The organism is Pseudacidovorax sp. (genome assembly GCF_017991995.1).
In the GTDB taxonomy this organism is placed as follows: domain Bacteria; phylum Pseudomonadota; class Gammaproteobacteria; order Burkholderiales; family Burkholderiaceae_C; genus Xenophilus.
In genome coordinates, this window is the sequence record NZ_JAGOPN010000026.1 from 53,693 (window position 1) to 74,739 (window position 21,047).

Annotated in this window: 12 protein-coding genes; 8 read left to right on the forward strand and 4 right to left on the reverse strand. The window is 72.7% G+C overall.

What is annotated here, in order from left to right; translation table 11 throughout:
• Positions 1-480: 480 nt before the first annotated feature.
• From KBC94_RS26600 to KBC94_RS26615, 4 genes are all read right to left on the reverse strand, one after another.
• Positions 481-6,069 carry a filamentous hemagglutinin N-terminal domain-containing protein gene (locus tag KBC94_RS26600; RefSeq protein ID WP_294377778.1) on the reverse strand — a complete coding sequence of 1,863 codons (5,589 nt, stop codon included), beginning with the start codon at positions 6,067-6,069 and terminating at the stop codon, positions 481-483.
• A 40-nt stretch (positions 6,070-6,109) separates the two neighbouring features.
• Positions 6,110-7,765 (reverse strand): ShlB/FhaC/HecB family hemolysin secretion/activation protein, encoded by a 1,656-nt coding sequence (locus KBC94_RS26605; protein ID WP_294377780.1) that lies wholly within the window; start codon positions 7,763-7,765, stop codon positions 6,110-6,112.
• A gap of 8 nt (positions 7,766-7,773) precedes the next feature.
• The gene (locus KBC94_RS26610; protein ID WP_294377783.1) at positions 7,774-9,909 is read right to left on the reverse strand and encodes a CHAT domain-containing protein; all 2,136 of its coding nucleotides are present in this window, start codon (positions 9,907-9,909) and stop codon (positions 7,774-7,776) included.
• Between the two features lie 184 nt (positions 9,910-10,093).
• Positions 10,094-10,609 carry an Mpo1-like protein gene (locus KBC94_RS26615; RefSeq protein WP_294377785.1) on the reverse strand — a complete coding sequence of 172 codons (516 nt, stop codon included), beginning with the start codon at positions 10,607-10,609 and terminating at the stop codon, positions 10,094-10,096.
• Positions 10,610-10,705: 96 nt separating this feature from the next.
• Here KBC94_RS26615 and KBC94_RS26620 point away from each other — a divergent pair, with 96 nt between their 5' ends.
• The 8 genes from KBC94_RS26620 to KBC94_RS26655 all read left to right on the forward strand — a co-directional run bounded on the left by KBC94_RS26620 (position 10,706) and on the right by KBC94_RS26655 (position 20,319).
• Positions 10,706-11,401, forward strand: a complete 696-nt coding sequence (locus KBC94_RS26620; RefSeq protein ID WP_294377789.1) for a Crp/Fnr family transcriptional regulator — start codon at positions 10,706-10,708, stop codon at positions 11,399-11,401.
• A 121-nt stretch (positions 11,402-11,522) separates the two neighbouring features.
• Positions 11,523-12,227 (forward strand): MerR family transcriptional regulator, encoded by a 705-nt coding sequence (locus KBC94_RS26625; RefSeq protein WP_294377792.1) that lies wholly within the window; start codon positions 11,523-11,525, stop codon positions 12,225-12,227.
• A 10-nt stretch (positions 12,228-12,237) separates the two neighbouring features.
• Positions 12,238-13,662 carry a TolC family protein gene (locus KBC94_RS26630; protein ID WP_294377794.1) on the forward strand — a complete coding sequence of 475 codons (1,425 nt, stop codon included), beginning with the start codon at positions 12,238-12,240 and terminating at the stop codon, positions 13,660-13,662.
• Between the two features lie 2 nt (positions 13,663-13,664).
• Entirely contained in the window at positions 13,665-14,651 is a 987-nt protein-coding gene (locus tag KBC94_RS26635) for an HlyD family secretion protein (protein ID WP_294377797.1), read from the forward strand.
• Positions 14,652-14,715: 64 nt separating this feature from the next.
• Positions 14,716-15,933, forward strand: coding sequence for an ABC transporter permease (locus KBC94_RS26640; RefSeq protein WP_294377800.1), 1,218 nt, complete (start codon positions 14,716-14,718; stop codon positions 15,931-15,933).
• Complete coding sequence (locus tag KBC94_RS26645) at positions 15,933-17,099, forward strand: ABC transporter permease (RefSeq protein WP_294377803.1); 1,167 nt, start codon at positions 15,933-15,935, stop codon at positions 17,097-17,099. The genes KBC94_RS26640 and KBC94_RS26645 overlap by 1 nt, the downstream gene beginning before the upstream one ends.
• Positions 17,100-17,162: 63 nt before the next feature.
• Positions 17,163-18,554, forward strand: coding sequence for a class II fumarate hydratase (fumC, locus tag KBC94_RS26650; RefSeq protein WP_294377805.1), 1,392 nt, complete (start codon positions 17,163-17,165; stop codon positions 18,552-18,554).
• Between the two features lie 31 nt (positions 18,555-18,585).
• A complete protein-coding gene (locus KBC94_RS26655) occupies positions 18,586-20,319 on the forward strand; it encodes a phosphoethanolamine transferase (protein ID WP_366934735.1) in 1,734 nt (577 codons plus the stop codon).
• The last annotated feature ends 728 nt before the right edge of the window (positions 20,320-21,047 follow it).

Below are 21,047 nucleotides of genomic sequence, written 5' to 3' on the forward strand. Positions count from 1 at the left end.
AGGCTTCGACAGGCTCAGCCCGAACGGGTTGGGGTTGACTGGCCGGCATTACCTCCAGGACCCCAAGGACCCCAAGGACCCCAAGGACCCGAGGCCCCAAGACCAAAGGACCAAGGCCTCACACGACCAAGGTCCCAAGGCCCGAAAACCGGGAGGGCTCGCGCGCACCGTCGAGGCGGAGGGTGCCGGTGTGCGTGCGGAGGTGCCATTCGCGGCGCCGTGCAGTGCCCCAAGCGCGTCGGTGGAAAGCGGGCACCCGTCCGGTGAGGCAAGCCGGTCAGCGCGAGCGTGCACCGGGAGCGCGCATGCCGGCGCCCTCTGCCGGGTTACCGTCCCAGCCGCTCGTGCTGCCGACCGCCCGCATCAGCCCAGCCCTGGGCACGAAGCACCTGCACCTGCACCTGCACCTGCGCCAAGCGCCAAGCGCCAAGCACCAAGCACCAAGCACCAAGCACCAAGCAAAGCCTGATCCGCCAACGCTCAGAAGTCCGAACACCCGTTCTTGCGCTCCGTGTCCACGCAACTCGTCAGCTGTGGCCGCGACCGCACCCGCGTCCATTCGCGGGCCAGCACGTCGTCGCCCTGCTGCGCCGTGCGGCTGCCGCCCAGCGGGCCGGTGGCGTAGCAGATGGGCGGGCCGCCGATGTTGCGGTCGAAGGTGTAGGTGTTGACGTCCTCGCGGATGACGTCGGCCGGCGCCACCTTCGGCGGGCTGAACACCGACGGCGCCGGAGCAGGCGAAGGAGAGGGAGGAGGTGGCGGCACCGGGGCCGGCGTCACGCTCAACCGGCCCGGCACCACATTCAGCAGATAGCCCTCGGCAGAGACGAAGCTGCCGTTGATGGCATACACGCCCACCGGGCTGCCGGCATTGGCGTTGGTGCCCACCGCGCCGGTGATGCCGGCGCCCGTGTCGCCCAGGATCAACCCGGCGATGCCGTAGCCGAAGGCCGGGTTGGCCTGGCCCTGCTGCCGGCTCGCGTCGGCGATGGTGATGGTGGCCGTGGGCCGCGCCGTGTAGATGAAGCGGTTGCCCGAGGTCGGGAAGGCCGGCACGCAGGCGCCCGCATAGGTGCAGCCGTACAGGTTGGGAATGGGCGAGGTGCCGGCCAGGCCGCCGCGCGTCTCGCCCACCCAGGTGGCCGCCCAGATGCGCCAGGGGCCGCTGATGCCGCCGCCGCCGATGTTCTGGAAGGTGTTGCCGGCCACGAGGTCGGTGCCCGCCGTGCTGGCGACCGAGGTGTCCAGCAGCAGGTCGCCCGTGGTGGCCCGCACCAGCACGTCGCTGCCGCTCAGGGTGCCGCTGGTCACGGCCTGCGCGGCATTGGCCGTCGCATCGAAGCCGGAGGCGGTGACGCTGCCCACACGCAGCGTGTTCACGTCCACGTAGCGGAAGCTGCCCCCGGCGCTGCCACCCAGCGTGCTGGCCGCCACGTCGTTGGCGGCCTGGTCCAGCAGCACGTTGCCGAGGATCGAGCGCGCCAGCAGCGTCGGCGCGGTGATGCCCCCCGCCGCCGTCTGCGTGATGTCGCGCGTGGCCAGCAGGCCCAGCGTGCCGCCGACGGTGAGCGGCGCCTGCAGCGCGATGCTGCCTTCGTTGTCGGCCTGCAGCGTGAGGTTGCCCGAGGCGCCGAGCGCGCCGGCCACGGTGATGGCGCCGGCCTGTGCGTTGCTGCCCACCACCACCGTCGGCGCGGACAGCCGCGCCCATTCGTCGGCGGAGACGGCGAAGCCGTTGGCACTGGTGCCGCCCAGCGCGATGGCGTCGGTGCCGCGCTCGGTGCCGGTGGCGGCATAGCTGTCGGGGGTGCCCGTGAGGGTCACGGCGCCCGGCCGCAGGTTGAGCACCGTGCCGGCGCTGACCTGGCTGCCGTTGCCCAGCACCAGCGCATCGGCCGTGCCCGCTGCGCCGGCGCGCAGCACCACCTGGCCGGTGGACTGGATGCGCCCCGCGGGCGAGGGCACGCTGATGCCGCCGGCATCGATGATGCGGATGCCGGCGCCGCCGTCGTTGCGCGACTCGCCGGTCACCGTGACGCTGCCGCCGCCGGTGCTGCCGATCTGCGCCTGGTTGCCCAGCCACACGCCGTCGCCGCCGGTGGACGCGCCGCCCGCCAGCCGCAGGCCGGTGATGTCGATGCTGCCGGTGCCGGTCTCCACCATCGGCAGCGAGCCCGCACCGCCGAACTGGGCGCCGATGGCCACGCCATGCCCGGGCGCATTGCCGCTGTTGGCCGCATAGCTGCCCACGCCCGTGATGCGCACATTGCCACTGGTGGTGTGGATGCCCGCGGTGGCCGTGTTGGCGGTGAGCTGCACGCCGGTGCCCAGCGTGGTGGTGCCGAGGATGTCGACGTTGCCGGTGGACGTGACGATGCGCGCACCGGCCAGGTTGACGGCCGCGGTCACGAAGTTGCCCGTCGAAGTGGTGTCGGTACGCCCCGTGATCTGCACGCTGCCGCCGGCCTGCGCGTCGCTGCCGCCGGTGTAGACGCCCGGGGACGTGAGCGCATTGCCGCCGCGGGTGTCGACCACGGCCGTGCCGCCCAGGCTGACGCTGGTGGCGCCGTTGGAGTCGTTGGTCCAGGCGCCGTTCATGACGACGTTGCCGCCGTTGGTGTAGATCTGGCCGTCCCAGCTCACCTGGCCGCCGCCCACGGCCGCGCTGCCCGTCGTCGCCGCGGCGTTGAACACCACGTTCAGCGGCCCGCCCGCGCCGTACGAGGCGATGCTCGCGCCCGCATTCGAGCGCACGCTGCGGTTGGCATTGAGCGTGAAGGTGCGCGCGCCGGTGCCCGCGTAGGCGATCTGCGCCGCGTCCAGGAAGATGTCGCCCTGGTCGGCGGCACCGCCCGTGCCCGTCCCGATGGTCACGTTGGAGCGCAGCAGCGCGTTGTTGATGTCGCCGTCCTGGATGGTCGAGGTGGCCACCGCGTCGTAGGGATTGGCCGGCAGGCTGCCGCTGGCATTGCCGTTGACGATGGTGATGTCGAAGGGGTCGACCGTCCACGTGCCCGCATTGCCGGCACTGGCCCCGGCGTTCACGCGGATGCCGGTGAGGTCGAAGCCGGCGCCGGAGGTCTCGATGCTGCCGCCGTTGCCGCCCGAAGCGCCGCCCTGCGCCGACAGGCTGCCGTGGGCCCGCAGCGTGCGGCCGCCCAGCAGCTGGATCTGCCCGCCGTTGCCCGTGGCCGCGTTGGCGTCGGCGCGCAGCACCGCGTCGTTGGCCATGGCGACGGCGTTGGTGCCCTTGACCACGATGCTGCCGCCCTGCCCCGCGCCGCTCGCGTCCATGAAGGTGGCGCCGGGATCGGCCTGCGGGTTCTGCAGCAGCACGTTGTTGGCCTCGATCACGATGCTGCCGCCCGTGCCCGTGGTGCTGGAGACATCGACCAGCGCATCGAGCCGCGGCCCGGCCAGCGCGACCGTGGTGGCGTCGGTGCCCAGGCGCACGGCGCCGCTGCCGCCCTGCAGGTTGACGGTGCCGCCTTCGGCCCGCAGGCCGCCGCCCACCGCGCCGCCGATGTCGATGGCCCGCGCCGACGCGCCTTCGACGATGGAGATCGCGCCCGTGGTGCCGTCGCGCACGGCCGAGAAGCCGCCGCTGCCGGCGGTACCCGTCACGTCGATGCGCGCACCCGTGCCTGCCGTCACCTGGCTGGACACCATCTGCACGCCCTGCGATGCCTGGGCGGTGCTGAGGAAGCCGGTGAATTCGTTGTCGCCGCGCATGCCATCGAGGTTGGCGCCGGTGCCCTGCAGCGTCACGTTGCCCTGGGCCTGCACGGCCGCGCCGCTGAGCAGCACCCCCGCCGTGTTGCCGATGCTGCCGCCCGGCTGCGCGTCGGTCCAGCTGCTGGCCACGCCGGTGAGCGCCGCCGCACCGCCCGAGGTGAGCGTGGATGCCCCGTCCACCCGCACGCCGCTCGCGCCCACGCCGCTGGTGCCTGTGACGGCCAGGCCGCCCGTGCCGGCCTGCACCGTGCTGCCGGCCGTCACCAGCACGCCCTCGCTGGCGGTGTAGGAGCCGCTGGTGGCCCAGCTGCGCCCCTGGCCGGCCAGGCTGAGCTGGCCGCTGCCACGGGTCAGCACCTGGCTGTTGCCGATGTAGACGCCCGCGCGCCAGCGGTCGCTGGCGGTGCCGCCGTCCGAATAGCCGCCGCCCACGGCGCGGCCATTGGCGGCATCGCCCTGGCCGAAGAAGCGCACGTTGCCGCCATTGGCGTCGATGCGCGCGCCGTCCAGGCGGATCGCGCCCGCCCAGGCGGTGTCGTAATCGGGAAAGGGCCGGATCGTGCCCGCCGTGGCCAGGGCCGCGCCGGTCGAGTCGGCATTGAAGTCCACGTTCAGCGCCCCTTCGGTGGCGGTGATGGCGCTGCCCGGCCCCATGTCGATGCTGCCGGCCGAATCGATGCGCAGCGTGGTGGTCGGGCCGCCCGTCTTGATGACCTGCGCGGCGCTGGCCGGCGTGTCGCCCTGCTGGAAGACCACGCCGCGGCCATCGCCGGTGGAGGCGCTGGACAGGGTGACATCGGTGCCGCTGCTGAGCGCCCGGCCCAGCGATGCGGCGCCCACCCGGCCGCCTTCCGTGGCCGAGAGGGCCGAGTCGTAGGCCACGTCGCCGGCCAGCACCTGCACCGCATCGCCCACCGCCAGCGTCAGCCGGCCGTTGGTGCCGCCGTCGCTGCCGCCACCGGCATCCACGCCGGCCGGGCTGGCCACCATGCCGTCGGCGCTGGCCGAGATGCTGCCGCCGGCACCGTTGCCCGCGCCGCGGGCCCGCAGCGTGCCGGCCAGCTGCACGGTGGTGCGCGGGACCTCGGGCGAGGGCGCCGCCTCGCCCGGCAGCGTCACCGCCTGGGCCGAGCCGATCACGATGCTGCCGCCCGCCCCGCTGCCGGTGGCGCTCGCATCGATGCTGGCCGTGGGCGCCACGCCCACGTAGGTGCCCGCGAGGGTGACGGTGCCGCCGCCCGCGGCGCCGCGCGCGTCCAGCCGCGTGGCCGGCGCGTCGGCCGCGACGGAAGGCACGGCAGGCGGGGGAACGTCGGCCAGAACCACCTGGCCGCCGGCCAGCGTGATGCTGCCGCCCTGGCGACCGGCCTCGATGCCGCTCGCATCGACCGTGCCGCCGGTGACCGCCAGCGCGTTGGTGCGGCCGGCACCCAGCACGATCTCGCCGTTGCGCGACTCCAGGCTGCGGGCCTGCACCACGCCCGTGTTGCTCACCACCAGCTGGCCGGTGGTGGTCGAGCTGCCCAGCATCAGCGCCCGGCCGCCGTCGGCCTGCAGCACGCCGGCATTGGCGGCCGAGGCGTTGGTCGCCAGCGCGTCGGCGTTGATGACCACATTGGTCAGGCCATCGCCTGCGAAGTCCAGCGACACCTTGCGGCCCGAGACCAGGCCGGCCGTGCCGCCCGGGGCGTTGATCGTGCCCCCGGCGTCGTTGCTCACGCCCGCGCCAATCAGCAGCACGGTGCCGCCCGCGGTCGCCACGATCCGCCCGCGGTTGACCACGGTCGTGGCGCTCGCATCGTTGCGCTCGAACACCAGCACCTCGCCCGGGCCCAGCGCCGTGTTCTCGCGGCCGGCGGGCATGAAGCTGGCGTCGGGGATGTCCAGCGTGGTGGCGACCAGACCGCCCACGTTCACCTGCGCCGTGCCCGAAAACAGCACACCCGAGGGGTTGACCAGGAACACGCGCCCGTTGGCCGTGAGCTGACCCGCGATCTCCGACGGATTGCCGCCGGTCACCCGGTTGAGCAGCACCGACGCGGCCGTCGGCTGCACGATGTTGACGGCCGCGCCCGAGCCGATGGAAAAGCTCGTCCACTGCGCGATGGCGCGGGCCTGGCTCTGCGTCAGCGTCATGGTGCCGGCGCCAGCGTTCTGCGCGGTGATGGCGACGCCGCGCAGCGAGCCCGCGCCCGGGGCGATCACCGGCAGCGTGAGCGGTGCGAGCTGGGCGATGGCCGAGCCGGCGCCCATGCACAGCAGCGACAGCGCCAGGGGCCGCAGGCGCCAGTGGCGTGCCGCGGCGGCGGAAGAAGAGGGATGTCGGGAACTCATGGCGAGGCCTCTTGGATAAAGCGCCGGGTGCCGCGGCCGGTCAGAAGGATTTCTGCAGCTGCACGTACAGCCGCGGATTGCGACCGCCGCCGTCGGTGACGGCCGCAGGCGTGCCGGCGCGCCAGGCCAGCGAGGCATTGATCGAGAAGTTGCCGGCGCGCACCCACTGCAGGCCGATGCCGGCGCCGCGCAGGCTGCGGCTGGCGGGCGTGGTGTCGAACAGGCCCGGGGTCTTCTGCGGCCGGCCGCGCGCCGCGTCGTAGAAGACGTAGGGCGTCAGCTCCGAGGTGGCCGACCAGCGCCATTCGACGGTGCCGATCAGGCCCTGGTCCACCAGCACCTCGCCGGAGGGATAGGCGCGCACGGCGCGCGCGCCGCCCAGGCTCAGCTTCTCGGAGGCGTCCAGGTTCTTGCTGGCCCACTGGCCGCCCAGGGCCAGGTACAGCGAATGCTCGGGCAGCACCGACTGCAGGCGCGAGGCCTGGAAGGTGAGCTTGGAGAAGCTGCCCTCGGTGCGCGGGCCGCCCAGCGCCTGGTCGGCCGCCAGCAGGCTGGGCTCGCGGATCGACAGGCTGCCGCGGTACGCCGTGCCCGAGCTGGCCCAGTAGCCGCCGCCCAGCCAGTCGTCACGCAGCTCCCAGGTCCAGCTCAAGCCCATGCCGTGCACCCGTTTGCGGCCCTCGAAAGCCAGCGTGGTGTATTCGTCCGTCAGCCGCTTGGTGTCCACCGACAGCCGCAGGAAGAGGTTCTGCCGCCGCTGGCGGATCACCGGGTAGAAGAGCGACAAGTCGGCCACGTCGGCCTTGCCCTGCGCGCCCAGTACCGCGAATTCGCCGTCGAGCTGGTAGTTGATGCGGGCCAGCCCGGCGCCCAGGCGCAGGCCGCTGGTGCCCAGCGGCACTTCGTAGGCGATGCGACCGAGCTGCAGCGCGTCGTTGTTGGACACCATGGCCCGCAGGTCCAGGTTGTCGCCGATGCCCAGCGGGCTGTTCCAGCGCAGCGAGCCGCCCACGCGGTAGCGGCCCGACTCCTGGGTGCCATGGTTGTCGGCATCGGCGCTGAAGGAAAAGCGCGAGCCGGGGTTGACCTCGACCGCCAGGTCGGTCGTGCCGGGCTGGCTGCCTTCCTGCAGGCCGGAGCCCACGGCGATGCCGGGCTGGTCGGACAGCAGCAGCATGGCGCGCTCGTAGGCCGGGGCGCTCACGGCGGCGCCGGGCTGCAGCGCGGCCAGGAAGCCGCGCACCCGCGCCTCGCTGGTGGGCGCCTCGGGCGCCACCTGCACGTCCACCTTGCCGATGCGGCCTTCGGCGATGCTGATCTCCACCACGCCGTTCTGCACCGTCTGCACCGGCACCACCGCCTGGGCCAGGAAGTAGCCGCGGGCGTGGTAGCGGTCGGTGATGGCCTGGGCCAGCTTCTCCAGGTCGGCCAGCGTGACGTCGCGGCCGATGTAGGGGCCGGTGATCTCGCGCAGGTCCTCGGCCGACAGCGCTTCGGCGCCGGTCAGGCGCAGGTCGTTCAGGCGGAAGGAGACCGCCGGCGCGGCCGGCGCCGCGGGCAGGGTCTGCGCACCGGGCGCGGCGCAGCTGGTGCACGGCGGCTGCGTGGGCACCAGCTGCTGCTGCGCCAGCGCGGGCACCATGGCCGTCAATGCAGCGGCCAGTGCCGTTGCACGGATCGCGAAGGATGAGGTCATGGCGGGCTTCATTGGACGGTCAGGCGCCAGTTGCCGATCAGGTTGAAGGGGGCCCAGAAGAAGGGATGGGCCATCTTGGGATCGCGCAGCACCGCCAGCTGGCCGGCCTGCATGGCCTGCTGCAGGTCGCGGCCCTTGGCGAGTTCGCCGTAGAGCGTGCTCATGAGCACCGCGGTGGCGTCGTCCGACACCGGCCACAGCGAGGCGATCAGGCTGCTGCTGCCGGCCGACAGGAAGGAGCGGGTGAAGCCCAGCACCTCGTCGCCCGAGGCGATGCGGCCCAGGCCCGATTCGCAGGCCGACAGCGTGACCAGGGCCGTGCCCTGCATGGGCAGCTCCAGGATCTCGTGCGCCTCCAGGAAGTTCTGGCGCCCGTTCTCGTTGGCCAGCAGGATGCGCGAATAGAGCGGGTCGACCTGATCGGCCTCGGCATGCGCGGCCACGTGCACCAGCGGCGAGCCGCCGGCCGCCTGGCGGAACTGCGTCTTGGTGGCCTGCGCGCCCATGAAGACGGTGTGCCGCGGAAAGAGCTGCTCCAGCCGCTGGACCTCGGCCACCGAGCCGGGCAGGTCGTACTTGTCCTCGATGCGCGGATTGCCGAAGGCCGTGAGCCGCCCGTCGACGCGCGGCGTGCGACGCGCCAGCTGCACCGCGATGCTCATGGAGGGCGAGACCGATACCGGGTTGGTCTCGATCAGGTAGCGGCCGTTGACCCGCAGGGCCTGGAAGGGCAGGTAGTGCAGCGGCCCGTGCGGCACCACCACGATGCGCTGGCCGGGCTGCAGGCCCAGCGGGCCGATCAGCGCCGCGCCCATCTTGTCGGCATTGCCGATGGCCGTGCGACGGCCGCGCACCACCGAGTTGCGGAAGGTGTCGACCAGCTCCACCAGCTCGTCGCGGCGGATCGGCAGGCTCTGGCTGCGCACCTCGGTGCTGCTGACCACCCACACCTGCAGCCGGTCGGGCAGCGCGTGGTACTGCACCAGGCGCTCGTCGGGCGCCAGGGTGGCCTGCAGGCTGGCCAGGTCGACCACGGCCGTGGCCTGCGTGGCCAGCTGGGCACGGCCACGCACGGCGTCGAGCAGCGCGCGCGAGCGGCTGTGCTCGCTCACCTCGAAGGCGCGGCGCGGCGCGCCCATGTCGGCATACAGACCCACCGCGCGCTCGAAGAGCTGCTGCAGGTCGGAGAACACGCCCATCTTGAATTCGTCGCTGCGGAAGCGCGCGCGCACCTTGTCCACGCCGGCCAGGGCGCGGTCCAGCGCCTGCGCGGCCTCGGCCTTGCGGCCCAGCGCCAATTCGCTGCGGGCCACGCCGTCCCAGGCCCAGAGCTGGAAGTAGCCGGCGTCGGTGCCGGCGCGGCGCGTGGTCAGTTGCTGGAAGACGGTCAGGGCCTCGGCGGGCTTGCCTTCGGCCAGCAGCAGGTTGGCGCGGGTGCGCTCCACCTGCGCGGCCAGCGAGGCGTCGCGCTGCGGGGGCAGGCTGTCCACCAGCTGCCGCGCGCGCGCCAGGTCGGCGGGCTTGCCGCTGTCGATCAGCGCGTTGGCCAGCGAGGCCTGCACCAGCGGCGCATAGCGCGGCGAGCTGGCGGCCAGGGCCTCGTCGTAGCTGCGGATGGCGCCGGCCAGGTCGCCGCGGCGCGCGTCCACATCGCCCAGCACCTTGAGGGCCGGGCCGCGGATGAGCTGCGGCTCGCGCGTGGGCAGCTGCAGCGCTTCGCGCGCGAACTGCTCGGCCTTCTCCAGCTGGCCGGCATAGCTGTAGACGATGGCCAGGTCGCGCTTGGCGGCGGCCAGCAGGGCCGGGTCCTGCGTGGCGCCGGCCAGGTGCAGCGCCTTGCTGGCGGCGCGCACGCTCTGGCGGAAGTCGCCCGCCTCGGCCAGCGACACGGCCTGGCTGCAGTACTGGTAGGCACTGAGCTTGACCTTGTCCTGCGAATACAGGATGGCGCCCTCCTGCGTGAGCGCCAGCAGCGTGTCCGAATCGGCCAGCCGGGCCTGCTCCTGCTGGCGGGCGGCGGCTTCGGCATCGGGCGCGGCGGCCTGTGCCCAGGCGCCGGCGGCGGGCCAGGCCAGTGCCGCGGCCACGGCCCAGGCGCCCCACCCGGCGCGGTGGCGGCCGGCGCCCCCGGCCGGCTTGTGCATCTTGCGTTCCATTCGACCCCCAGGCGTCCGGCCGTGGGGCACGCCCGGGCGGCGGGCCCCGCAGGCGCAGGATGCGACCTGCCCGTCGGACGTCGTCGGGGCAGTCTAGGAACGGACCCCCGCGGGGCCAATTTGCAGGAAGGTCTAGGGCGAACGGCGTAGGGGCACGCCGGTGGCAGGGCGCTCAGGCGGTCACGCGGTGGCGCACCGGGCCGGCGCGCTGCTCCACCGCCTGGCGCAGCGTCTGGCACAGGCCGAGCATGAACGCAGCCTCGGCCACCACGAACAGCGGCCCGATCAACAGGCCCATCAGGTCGTCGACGAAGGCCGGCTTGCGGCCCTCATACCAGTGGCCGACGAACTGGAAGGCCCAGCCGACCACGAAGCCGCCGACGCCCACGGTCAGCCACTGGGCCGTGGGCAGCGCCGCGGCCCAGTCGCCGAACCACAGCGCCAGGGCCAGCAGCGCGCCCATGACGGCGCCGAAGCGCAGGTCCAGCCGCAGGTAGTAGGCCATCGCCAGCAGGCTGGCGATGACCGCGGGCGTGAGCGACAGCCCGGCCAGCATGAAGCCGGGCCGCGACAGCAGCACGACGACCGCCAGGACGATCATGGGAATCCCGATGAAATGCGTGGCGATGTTGCGCGGGTCCCTGTGGTAGCCCGCGTAGGTGGACAGTTGCTCGGTCAGTGTCTTCATCGTTGTCTCCTTGGCGCAATGCGGCGATGCTAGGGCGGGCCCCCCGCGCGCCACTGTCGGCTGCCGGACACAAGGCGCCCGCCGCCCTTGCGACCCATGAACGACGACAACTGGCCCCGCATCGCCGCCAGCGGCAGCTGGTTCAAGGCCGCCCCCGCGCCCCTGCAGCAGGCGCTGCTGGGCCTGGCCGTGGCGCGCCGCCATGCGGACGGCGCCTGCCTGTTCCGGCGCGGCGACCCGCCCGACGGCCTCTATGGCGTCGCCGAGGGCGCGGTGCGCATCACCGGCCTGGCGGCCGATGGCCGGGAAGCCCTGCTGGCCATCGCGGAGCCCTCGCAGTGGATCGGCGAGATCGGCCTGCTCGACGGCCTGCCGCGCACGCACGACGCCCACGCGCAGGGTGCGGCCGTCACGCTGCATGTGCCGCAGGCGGCGCTGCTGGCCGTGCTGCAGGCGCAGCCCGCGCTGTGGCAGTGGATCGGACTGCTGGCCACCAGCAAGCTGCGCGCGGCCTTCCAGGCGCTGGAGGACATGGCCCTGCTGCCGGCCGAGAACCGCATCGCCGCGCGCCTGCTGGCCATGTCGCAGGGCTACGGCGAATGGACGCACCAGACGCGCCGCGTGGTCCGGCTGTCGCAGGAGCAGCTGGCCTCGATGCTGGCCCTCTCGCGCCAGACGGTGAACCAGGTGCTGCAGGGCTTGGCGCACCAGGGCATCGTGCGGCCGGGGCGCGGCACGGTGGAGATCCTGGATGCGGCGCGGCTGCGCGCGCTGGCTGGCCGCGTCGGCTGATCTGCACGCCGGGGCTGCACGTACATCAGGCGCTGGCGGGGTCTTGCGGACCGACGTCGATCCGGCTTTGTTATTTGACATGACGCATGTAACATAGAAAAAGACACGTCACGCCCACCCCATGCCCCCCGACCCGACCGCCACCGACGCACTGACCATCGAAGCCCTGGCTTCGGGCTCGGGCGTGACGGTGCGCAACATCCGCGCCTACACCACGGCCGGCCTGCTGCCGCCGCCGAAGCTGCGCGGGCGGCTGGGGCTCTATGGCGAGGAGCATGCGCAGCGGCTCGAACTGATCCGCGCGCTGCGCGAGCAGGGCTTCGGCATCGAGGCCATCCGCCGCGTGTTCGAGCAGGCGCCGGCCAGCTCCTGGCGCAGCCTGGCGGCGGTGGCGCAGTCGATCTCGGACAACCTCTTCGCGGCCGAAGCACCGCTGGTGGTGCCAGCCGAGCAGGTCAAGGCCCAATGGCAGGGCCGCATGACACCCGCCCTGCTCGACCGCGCGCTGCGCGCCGGCCTGGCGCGCCGCCTGCCCGACGGCAGCGTGCAGCACCTGAGCCCCGCGCTCGCGCGCATCGCCGAGCAGCTGGCGGCCCTGGGCCTCACGCCCGAGCAGGCCATCGACATGCAGGAGGCGCTGGTGCGCACCCTGCGCAGCGTGGCGCGGCGCTGGCTGCGCACGCTGGTCGATGCGGTGCTGGCCCAGCCCGAGCGCGCGTCCGCGCTGCTGCAGCAGGCCGGACCGCTGGCCACGGGGGCGGTGCAGGCGGCCTTTCCGCTCATCCTCCAGCAGGAGCTGGATGCCCTCGTCGCCCGCCAGAAATGACCTTCACGCCATGACCCACCTGCGACGCCCCTTTCCGCTTGCGGCCTTCGCGCTGGCCGCGGGCCTGGCTGCTTCGGCGGCGCATGCGCAGACCGCGCCCGACGGCCTGGCGCTGAGCTTCGAGGCCGCCCGCCAGCGCATGCTGGAGCGCTCTGACAAGCTGGCCGCCGCGCGCGCCGGTGTCGAGTCCAAGTCGCTGCGCGCCGATGCGCTGCGCAACCTGGGCGGGCCGGTGGTCAGCGTGACCGGCGTGGGCTATGCCTATGACGCGCGGCTGAACGTCGATCTGTCCTCCTTCGATTCGGGCCTCACGCAGGTCGGCCAGTTGCTGCCCGCCAGCCTGCAGAGCAGCCTGGCCCGCCTGCCGGTGCGCCTGCCCGACAGCTACACGCTGCAGCGCGATGGCCATGGCTTCACGTCGTCGGTGTCGGCCATCTGGCCGCTCTACACCGGCGGCGCCACCGACGCGGTGCGCGGCTTTGCCGGCGCACAGACCCGCGAGGCCCGTGCCGATGCCGACCAGACCGGCGGCGAGGTGGACCAGACGCTGGTGGAGCGCTACTTCGGCGCCCAGCTCGCGCAGCGCGCTGCCGACCTGCGCGCCCAGGCCGAACGCACCATCGCCGGCCACGACGAGGCGGCGCAGAAGATGCTGGCGGCCGGCGTCATCTCGCGCGTGGAGCGGCTGCAGGCCCGCAGCGCCTATGAAGAGGCACGCCGCAATGCCGAGAAGGCCCGGGACGATGCCGAGCTGGCCGCCGTCGCGCTGGCCCGCACCGTGCGGGCCGACCAGCCGGTGCTGCCGCGCACGCCGCTCTTCGTCCTCAGCCAGCCGGTCGAGCCGCTCGGCTACTTCCTCGATGCGGCGCAGTTGCACCATCCGGGCCTGGCCAAGGTCGCGGCGAAGAAGGTGCAGGCCGAGGAACTGCATGCCGGCGAGGAGGCCCTGCGTCGCCCGCAGGTGCTGGCCTTCGGCACGCACGACCTCAAGCGCCGCGAAGAGGCCGGCTGGGTGGCCGGCGTGGGCGTGTACTGGACGCTCTACGACAGCATCGACCGCGACCAGCTGGCCGCCGCCAGCCTGAAGCAGGTGGAGCAGGCCGAGCGCACCGATGCGCAGGCGCGCAGCGACATCTCGCTGCTGGTGGAGCGCAACTGGCGGGCACTGGAGAACGCGCGCCGGCAGTTCGCGTCGATGCAGGCCGGCATCGACCTGGCGCAGGAGGTGGTGCGCCTGCGCAGCGCCGGCCTGCGCGAAGGCACCAGCACCACGCAGGACCTGATCGACGCCGAGACCAACCTGGCCAAGGTGCAGACCGAACGCGCCCAGGCCGCCAACGAGTACGTGCAGGCCCTGGCCCGCCTGCTGCAGAGCGCCGGCATCTCCGAGCGCTTTGCCGACTACATCGCCCGCGCCGATGTGAGGATCGAATGACCATGACCCAACGTCGCAAGACCCTGCCCCTGGCCATCGTGGCCGGCCTCATCGTCGCCGGCCTGATCGGCTGGGGCTTCTGGCGCGCCAGCCGGCCGGCGCCCGAGGTGTTCCAGGGCCAGATGGAGGCGAAGGAAACCGACATCGCCGCCAAGATCCCCGGCCGCATCGCCGAGGTCATGGTGCGCGAGGGCGACCGCATCGAGGCGGGCGCGCCGATCCTGCGCATGGCCTCGCCCGAGGTCGATGCCAAGCTGGCCCAGGCCACGGCCGCCCAGCAGGCCGCCCAGGCCGTGGCGAAGAAGGCCGAGAACGGCGCCCGCCCGCAGGAGATCGAGATGGCCCGCATGCAGTGGCGGCGCGCCGAGACGGCCGCCGAGCTGGCCCGCAAGTCCTTCGACCGCGTGGACGGCCTGGCGCGCGAGGGCCTGGTGCCGGCGCAGAAGCGCGACGAGGCCGAAGCCAACTGGAAGGCCTCGCGCGATGCCGCCATCGCCGCCCGCGCGCAGTACGACCTGGCCCGCCAGGGCGCCCGCGGCGAGGACAAGGCCGCCGCCGAGGCCCAGGCCCGGCAGGTGGCGGGCGTGGTGGCCGAGGCCCAGGCCGCCAAGGCCGAGACCGAACTGCGCAGCCCCGTCGCCGGCGAGGTGGCCAAGGTGCTGGCCCGCGCCGGCGAGCTGGTGCCGCAGGGCGTGGCCGCCGTCACCGTGGTCGACCTGACCGACCAGTGGGTGGTGCTGAACGTGCGCGAGGACCGGCTGTCGCGCTTCGCCGTCGGCAACGAGTTCGAGGCCCGCCTGCCGGCATTGGGCCCGCAGGCGGCGACGGCCCGCTTCAAGGTGACGTACAGCGCGCCGCTGCCGGACTTCGCGACCTGGCGCGCCACGCGCGCAGGCGCCGGCTTCGACGTGCGCACCTTCGAAGTCCGCGCCAGGCCGCTGCAGCCCATCGCCGGCGCGCGGCCGGGCATGAGCGTGCTGGTCGACTGAGGCTGGGTGCCCGAAGCCACCATGAATCTTCACCACGCGCCCGGCGGCGTCCAGCTCGCACACGATGCCTGAGCCGGTGAGCCCCTTCACCCGCAGCCTGCGCCGCGAAGCCCGGCGCCTCGCCAGCCAGCCCTGGGAGCTGGCCATGGTGAGCTGGGTGCCGGCCCTGGCCGCCGCGCTGATGTGGTGGATCTTCTCGGCCGGCCTGCCGAACCGGCTGCCCATCGGCGTGCTGGACGAGGACCATTCGGCCATCTCCCGCCAGATCGAGCGCTTCCTGGAAGCCTCGCCGGGTCTGCAGGTGGCCGAGCGCTATGCCGACGCGGCCGAGATGGACCGTGCCCTGGTGGCCGGCCGCGTGCATGCGGCGGTGTGGATGCCGCGCGAGCTCTCGCGCGAGCTCAAGCAGGGCCGCGCCGGTCAGGTCGTGCTGCTGCACAACGCGCAGCGCGGCACCCATTCCAGCCTGATCCAGCGCGACGTGCGAACGGCCGTGGGCACGGTGTCGGCCGGCATCGAGCTGACGGCACGCGCCAAGCGCGGCGAATCGGCCCCGACGGCGCGGGCGCACCTGGACCCGGTGCGGGCCAACACGGTGGCGCTGTTCAACACCTCGAGCAACTACGAGCAGTTTCTGGGCGCGGCGCTGATCCCGGCGCTGCTGCACATCTTTGCCATGACCGCGGGTGCGTGGACGCTGGGCCGCGAGCTGCGCGACCGCAGCCTGGGCGAGTGGCTGGCGCCGGGTGTGGGTGCGAATGCGGGCACGGCGGCCGGCGCAAACTGGGGCGACGCAGCCGCGGCCCTGGCCGGCAAGCTGTTGCTGCCATGGGCATCGCTGTCGGTCGTCGGGTTGCTGGCGCTGCTGGGCCTCACGCTCGGACGGGGCTGGCACCCGGCCGGCTCGCTGCTGTGGGTGGGCGTGGCGCTGGTGCTGTTCCTGGGCCTGTCGGTGGCGATGGGCGCCTTCCTGGCGGCGCTGACGCGCTCGCTGCGCACGGCGCTCTCGGGCACGGGCTTCATCACCGCGCCGGCCTTCGCCTTCGGCGGCGTGGGCTTTCCGCTGGTGGCCATGCCTGCCGCCGCGCGCGCCTGGGCGCTGGCCTTGCCGTACACGCACTACGCCCGCGTGCAGATCGAGCAGTTGCAGATGGGCGCGCCGCTGGCCTATTCGATGGCCACGCCGCTGTGGATGGCGGTGGCCGCAACGGCCCTCCTGGCCGCCAGCGCCGGCCTGGTCGGCCGCGCGACCAAGGCGCCCGAGAGCTGGGGCAAGCGCTGATGACAGACGCACCGCACGCCGACCGCACCCGCCTGCGCTTCGCCGACGCCTGGCGCGCCACGGCCCTGGCCGTGCTGCGCGACCCGGGCGTGCTGCTGATCCTGCTGCTCGCGCCGGTGATCTACGGCTTCTTCTATCCCTGGCCCTACGGCACCGAGGCCGTGACGCGCGTGCCCGTCGCGGTGGTGGACCAGGACGGCAGCAACCTGTCGCGCCAGATCGTGCGCTTCGCGCAGGCCAGCCCGCGCATCGACGTGCGTCTGGTGACCGGCGACGAACAGGCGGCACGACAAGCCCTGTGGCGCGGCGAGATCGAGGGCTACGCGCTGCTGCCGCGCGACCTCAAGCGCGACGTGGTGCGCGGCGCGGCGGCGGGCGTGACCATCGAGGGCAACGGCGCCTATGCGCTGCTCAACAAGTCGGTGCTCTACGGCTTCTCGGAAGCGGTGGGCACGGTGTCGGCCGGCATCGAGATCCGCCGCCTGCAGGCGGCCGGCCAAAGCGCGCCGCAGGCCCAGGCCAGCCGCAGTCCGCTCAACACGCAGCTGGTGCCGCTGTTCAACCCGACCGAGGGCTACGGCAGCTATGTGGTGCCGGCCGTGGCGCTCTTGATCCTGCACCAGACGCTGCTGATGGGCTGCGCCATGCTGGCCGGCACCTGGGCCGAGGCCGACCGGCTGCGTGCGCGCCCCGCAGCCTGGCTGGGGCGCCTGGCGGCGCTGTCGGGCTTCGGGCTCATGACGGGGCTGTTCTTCTTCGGCTGGATCTTCGTGCTGCAGGACTATCCGCGCGGCGGCAATCCGCCGGCCGCCGCGCTGCTGCTGGCCTTCTATGTGCCCACGGTCTGTGCGCTGGGTCTGCTGCTGGGCTGCTGGTTTCGCGACCGGGAACGCGCGCTGCAGGTGATCCTGTTCAGCTCGCTGCCGCTGGCCTTCCTCTCGGGGTTCTCGTGGCCCAGCGAGGCGCTCCCTTTGCCGCTGCAATGGCTGGGCGGCTGGCTGCCCAGCACGGCGGGCATCCAGGCCTCGCTGCGGCTCAACCAGATGGGCGCGCCGCTGGCGGATGTGCTGCCCTGGCTGGGCAAGCTGGCTGTGGTGTTCGGCCTGGCGCTGGCGGGGCTGCTGTGGGCGGGGAGGCTGCGCGCCGGGCCATACCCGCGCGGTTGAGAATTTTTCTCATCGCGGGGGATACTGGCGGACTTTTCCTTCATCCACTCGACACTCGCCGCCATGAGCACCAGCACCCGCATCGAGAAAGACACCTTCGGTCCCATCGAGGTCCCTGCCGACCACCTGTGGGGCGCGCAGACGCAGCGCTCGCTGCAGAACTTCGACATCTCGGGCGAGCGCCAGCCGCTGGAGATCATCCAGGCGCTGGCCCTGGTGAAGCGGGCCTCGGCCGTGGTCAACCAGCAGCTGGGCCTGCAGGACGCCAAGAAGACCGATGCCATCGTGGCCGCCGCCGACGAGGTGCTGGCCGGCAAGCATCCGCATGAGTTCCCGCTGGTCGTATGGCAGACCGGCTCGGGCACGCAGACCAACATGAACGTCAACGAGGTGCTGGCCAACCGCGCGAGCGAGCTGCTGGGCGGTGCGCGCGGCGAAGGCCGCCTGGTGCACCCCAACGACGACGTCAACCGCAGCCAGTCGAGCAACGACGTCTTCCCCACCGCCATGCACGTCGCGGCCGTGCAGGCGCTCACGCACAAGCTGCTGCCGGCCATCGCCAAGCTGCGCGCCACGCTGGCGAAGAAGTCCGAGGACTTCATGGACATCGTGAAGATCGGCCGCACCCACCTGCAGGACGCCACGCCGCTGACGCTGGGCCAGGAGGTCTCGGGCTGGGTCGCCCAGTTGGACCAGAACGAACGCCATGTGCGCGCCGCCCTGCCCCACCTGTGCGAACTGGCCCTGGGTGGCACCGCGGTGGGCACGGGCCTGAACGCGCCCAAGGGCTATGCCGAAGGCGTGGCGGCCGAGCTGGCCCGCCTGACCGGCCTGCCCTTCGTCACGGCGCCGAGCAAGTTCGAGGTGATGGCCGCCTGCGACGCCTTCGTGCATGCGCATGGCGCGCTCAAGACGCTGGCGGCCAGCATGAACAAGATCGCCAACGACGTGCGCTGGCTGGCGAGCGGCCCGCGCAGCGGCATCGGCGAGCTGAGCATTCCCGAGAACGAGCCGGGCTCGTCGATCATGCCCGGCAAGGTCAACCCGACGCAGAGCGAGGCCGTGACCATGCTGGCCGCGCAGGTGATGGGCAACGACGTGGCCATCAACATCGGCGGCATGTCCGGCAACTTCGAGCTGAACGTGTTCCGCCCCATGGTGGCCCACAACTTCCTGCAGAGCGTGCGCCTGCTGGCCGACGGCATCGTGAGCTTCAACGACCACTGCGCCGTGGGCATCGAGCCCAACCGCGACCGCATCGCCGAGCTGGTGAGCCGCTCGCTGATGCTGGTGACCGCGCTGAACACGCACATCGGCTACGACAAGGCGGCCTACATCGCCAAGAAGGCGCACAAGGAAGGCAGCAGCCTGCGCGAGGCGGCCATCGCCTCGGGGCACCTGACGGGCGAGCAGTTCGACCAGTGGGTCATCCCCGAGAACATGACCGGCCGCTGAGCGCCCGCATTCGCCTGCAGGAGCCCTCCATTTGAGCGACCGCCGCCAGGACGCCGACATGGCGCCGACCGACGTCCCGACGCCTGGCGCACCGCGACGCGCCAAGGCCTGGCCGCTCATGGCCCTCGTCGCCATCGCGACCGGCTTCGTGGTGCTGGGCCACGATGGGCGGCGGGTCGCGCAGATGCTGGTGCTGCTGCTGCCCGCGCTGGCCTGGATGGCCTGGCCGGTGCGCAGCACGGCGGTGCACCGCGCCCGGCGGGTGGCGGTGCTGGCGGCGGTGATGGCCTTCGCGGCCGATGGCGTGGTGCGGGCCTACCTGCTCGACACCTACCAGTCCGCGCCCGACGGCGCTGTGGTGCTGGGCGCGCTGGCCAACACCAATGCGCGCGAAAGTGGCGAGTACCTGCAGATGCACTGGCGCACGGCCGCGCTGTGGTGCGCGGTGATGGGGGCCGCGGGCTATGCCGTGTGGCGGCTGACGGCCTACGGGCGGCGACGCCGCATCGCCACGGCCGCCGGAGCGCCACGCGATGCCGCCGATGGCGGTGCAGCAGGCACGCCGGTCGAGATCGAGGTCGCGCCCCACCGCGCCTGGCTGGCCCTGCTGGTGGTGGCCTTCGCCTTCGGTGCACTGGCCCATGCCAGCAAGCCCTGGCGGCGGCTGCATCCGGTGGTCTTCTGGACGCAGTGGGTCGACGATGCGGGCGACCTGCGCACCGCCTGGGCCGACCAGCAGCGCATGCGCGACGCCGCCCTGCAGCACGCCCATGCGGCGGCGCCACAGGTGACGCGCGCAGGGCCATCGACGGTGGTGCTGGTCATCACCGACAGCATCAACCGCGACAACCTGGGGCTTTACGGCTACGGTCGCAACACCACGCCGCGCCTGGCGGCCGCGCAGCGGCGCGAGCCGCAGCAGATGACGGTGCTGCGCCATGCCTGGTCGGTGGACGCGAGCACGCTGCCGGCCATGGCCAACATGATGCGATTCGGCCAGCCCACGGCGGCCGACGCGCAGCACCTGCTGCCGCTGGCGCGCGCCGCCGGCTACAAGGTCTGGTGGATGAGCAACCACGACGACGTGGCCATCGAGCAGCAGCATGCGCGCCTCGCCGACGAGGTCGAGATCGTCAACCGCGTGCCGGGGCGCGCCAGTGCCTCGCTCGATGGCGAACTGCTCGACTGCGTGCAGGAAGCCCTGGCCGACCCGGCCGAGCGCAAGCTGATCGTGGTGCACCTGCTGGGCGCCCATCCGCATTACCGGCTGCGCTTTCCGGGCACGCAGGACAACCCCTTCGACGACACGGTGGACGCGGTCGAGTCGGGCCTGATCGCCAAGGGCCGCCCGGCGTGGGTGCGGCGCTTCCGCCAGGACTACGACAACGCCCTGCTGTACCACGACTTCGTGGTCGCCGAGACGCTGCAGCTCACGCGCACCGTGGGGCGCCTGGCCGAGTACCGGGCCTGGGTCTACGTCTCGGACCATGGCCAGGAGGTGGGCCACGGCAGCGACCATGTGGGCCACAGCCCGAGCACGGCCTCGGGGTACCGCATTCCGGCCATCGTGTGGCGCAACCAGGTGCCGGCCGATGTGCCATCGGTGGCCGAACGTCCCTTCCGCGCGGACTGGCTGGGGTGGACGATGGCCGACCTGCTGGCCCTGCAGTGGAAGGGCCAGGTCGCCGGGCGCGACGTTCTGGCGGACGACTACCGGTGGGAGGCGCCGGTGCTGCCGGTGAAGGTGCGGTCGTATCTGGATTGAGATCGTCGCTGCTGCTTCGGCGATGCTTCGGGGTGCGCGGTGGTGTCGGGCTCAGGGTGCGCGGGCTCATACGGGGTCGGTCGGCCCTGCGGTCCGACTCCGCTGCGGTGCTCGGACAGACGGGCCGCGGCAGAACTCGCTACGCGCTTCGCGCTGCGCTCAAACAACCGCCGCGAATCAGTTCACGAAGCAGGCCTGTCCTCCGGCAGGCCTGCAGCCCGTCCATCCTCCGCTCCTCGCCGACCCCGAAATCGCCCGCGCACCCTGAGCCCGCCACCACCGCGTGGAAACGATCGTTGAATACCGAGCGTGCCCGCTTCTCCCTGGCTCCCTGGCTCCCTGCCTCCCTGCCTCCCTGGCAGTTCGATGTACCGCTACGGTCAGTTCGGCATGTCGCCGGTGCCGGCCGATCACCCGCGACGCAGGCCCTGGTGCCGGTGAGGGCGTGGCGGCGCGCCTGTGGGGCGCCGAGGAGCGCAGGGCGGACGGGCTGCGGGCCTGCCGAAGGACAGGCCCGCTTCGTGAACTGACTCGCGGCAGTTGTTTGAGCGCTGGAGTGAACCCCTGGGGCTGGACCACAGAGGTGGCACAGAACTAAGCCGCTTGCCGGGCGAGTTGATCTTCGAATTCGTTGGGTGGGACGTAGCCCAGCGCCGAGTGCAGTCGGGTGGCGTTGTAGACCTGGTCAATGAACTGAGGCAGGTGGCTGACGACGTCCTGGAAGTCTT

Coding starts and splice junctions, on each gene's coding strand:
- KBC94_RS26600 (WP_294377778.1), bottom strand. CDS start 6,069: ATGAGTTCCCGACATCCCTCTTCTTCCGCCGCCGCGGCACGCCACTGG.
- KBC94_RS26605 (WP_294377780.1), bottom strand. CDS start 7,765: ATGACCTCATCCTTCGCGATCCGTGCAACGGCACTGGCCGCTGCATTG.
- KBC94_RS26610 (WP_294377783.1), bottom strand. CDS start 9,909: ATGCACAAGCCGGCCGGGGGCGCCGGCCGCCACCGCGCCGGGTGGGGC.
- KBC94_RS26615 (WP_294377785.1), bottom strand. CDS start 10,609: ATGAAGACACTGACCGAGCAACTGTCCACCTACGCGGGCTACCACAGG.
- KBC94_RS26620 (WP_294377789.1), top strand. CDS start 10,706: ATGAACGACGACAACTGGCCCCGCATCGCCGCCAGCGGCAGCTGGTTC.
- KBC94_RS26625 (WP_294377792.1), top strand. CDS start 11,523: ATGCCCCCCGACCCGACCGCCACCGACGCACTGACCATCGAAGCCCTG.
- KBC94_RS26630 (WP_294377794.1), top strand. CDS start 12,238: ATGACCCACCTGCGACGCCCCTTTCCGCTTGCGGCCTTCGCGCTGGCC.
- KBC94_RS26635 (WP_294377797.1), top strand. CDS start 13,665: ATGACCCAACGTCGCAAGACCCTGCCCCTGGCCATCGTGGCCGGCCTC.
- KBC94_RS26640 (WP_294377800.1), top strand. CDS start 14,716: ATGCCTGAGCCGGTGAGCCCCTTCACCCGCAGCCTGCGCCGCGAAGCC.
- KBC94_RS26645 (WP_294377803.1), top strand. CDS start 15,933: ATGACAGACGCACCGCACGCCGACCGCACCCGCCTGCGCTTCGCCGAC.
- fumC (WP_294377805.1), top strand. CDS start 17,163: ATGAGCACCAGCACCCGCATCGAGAAAGACACCTTCGGTCCCATCGAG.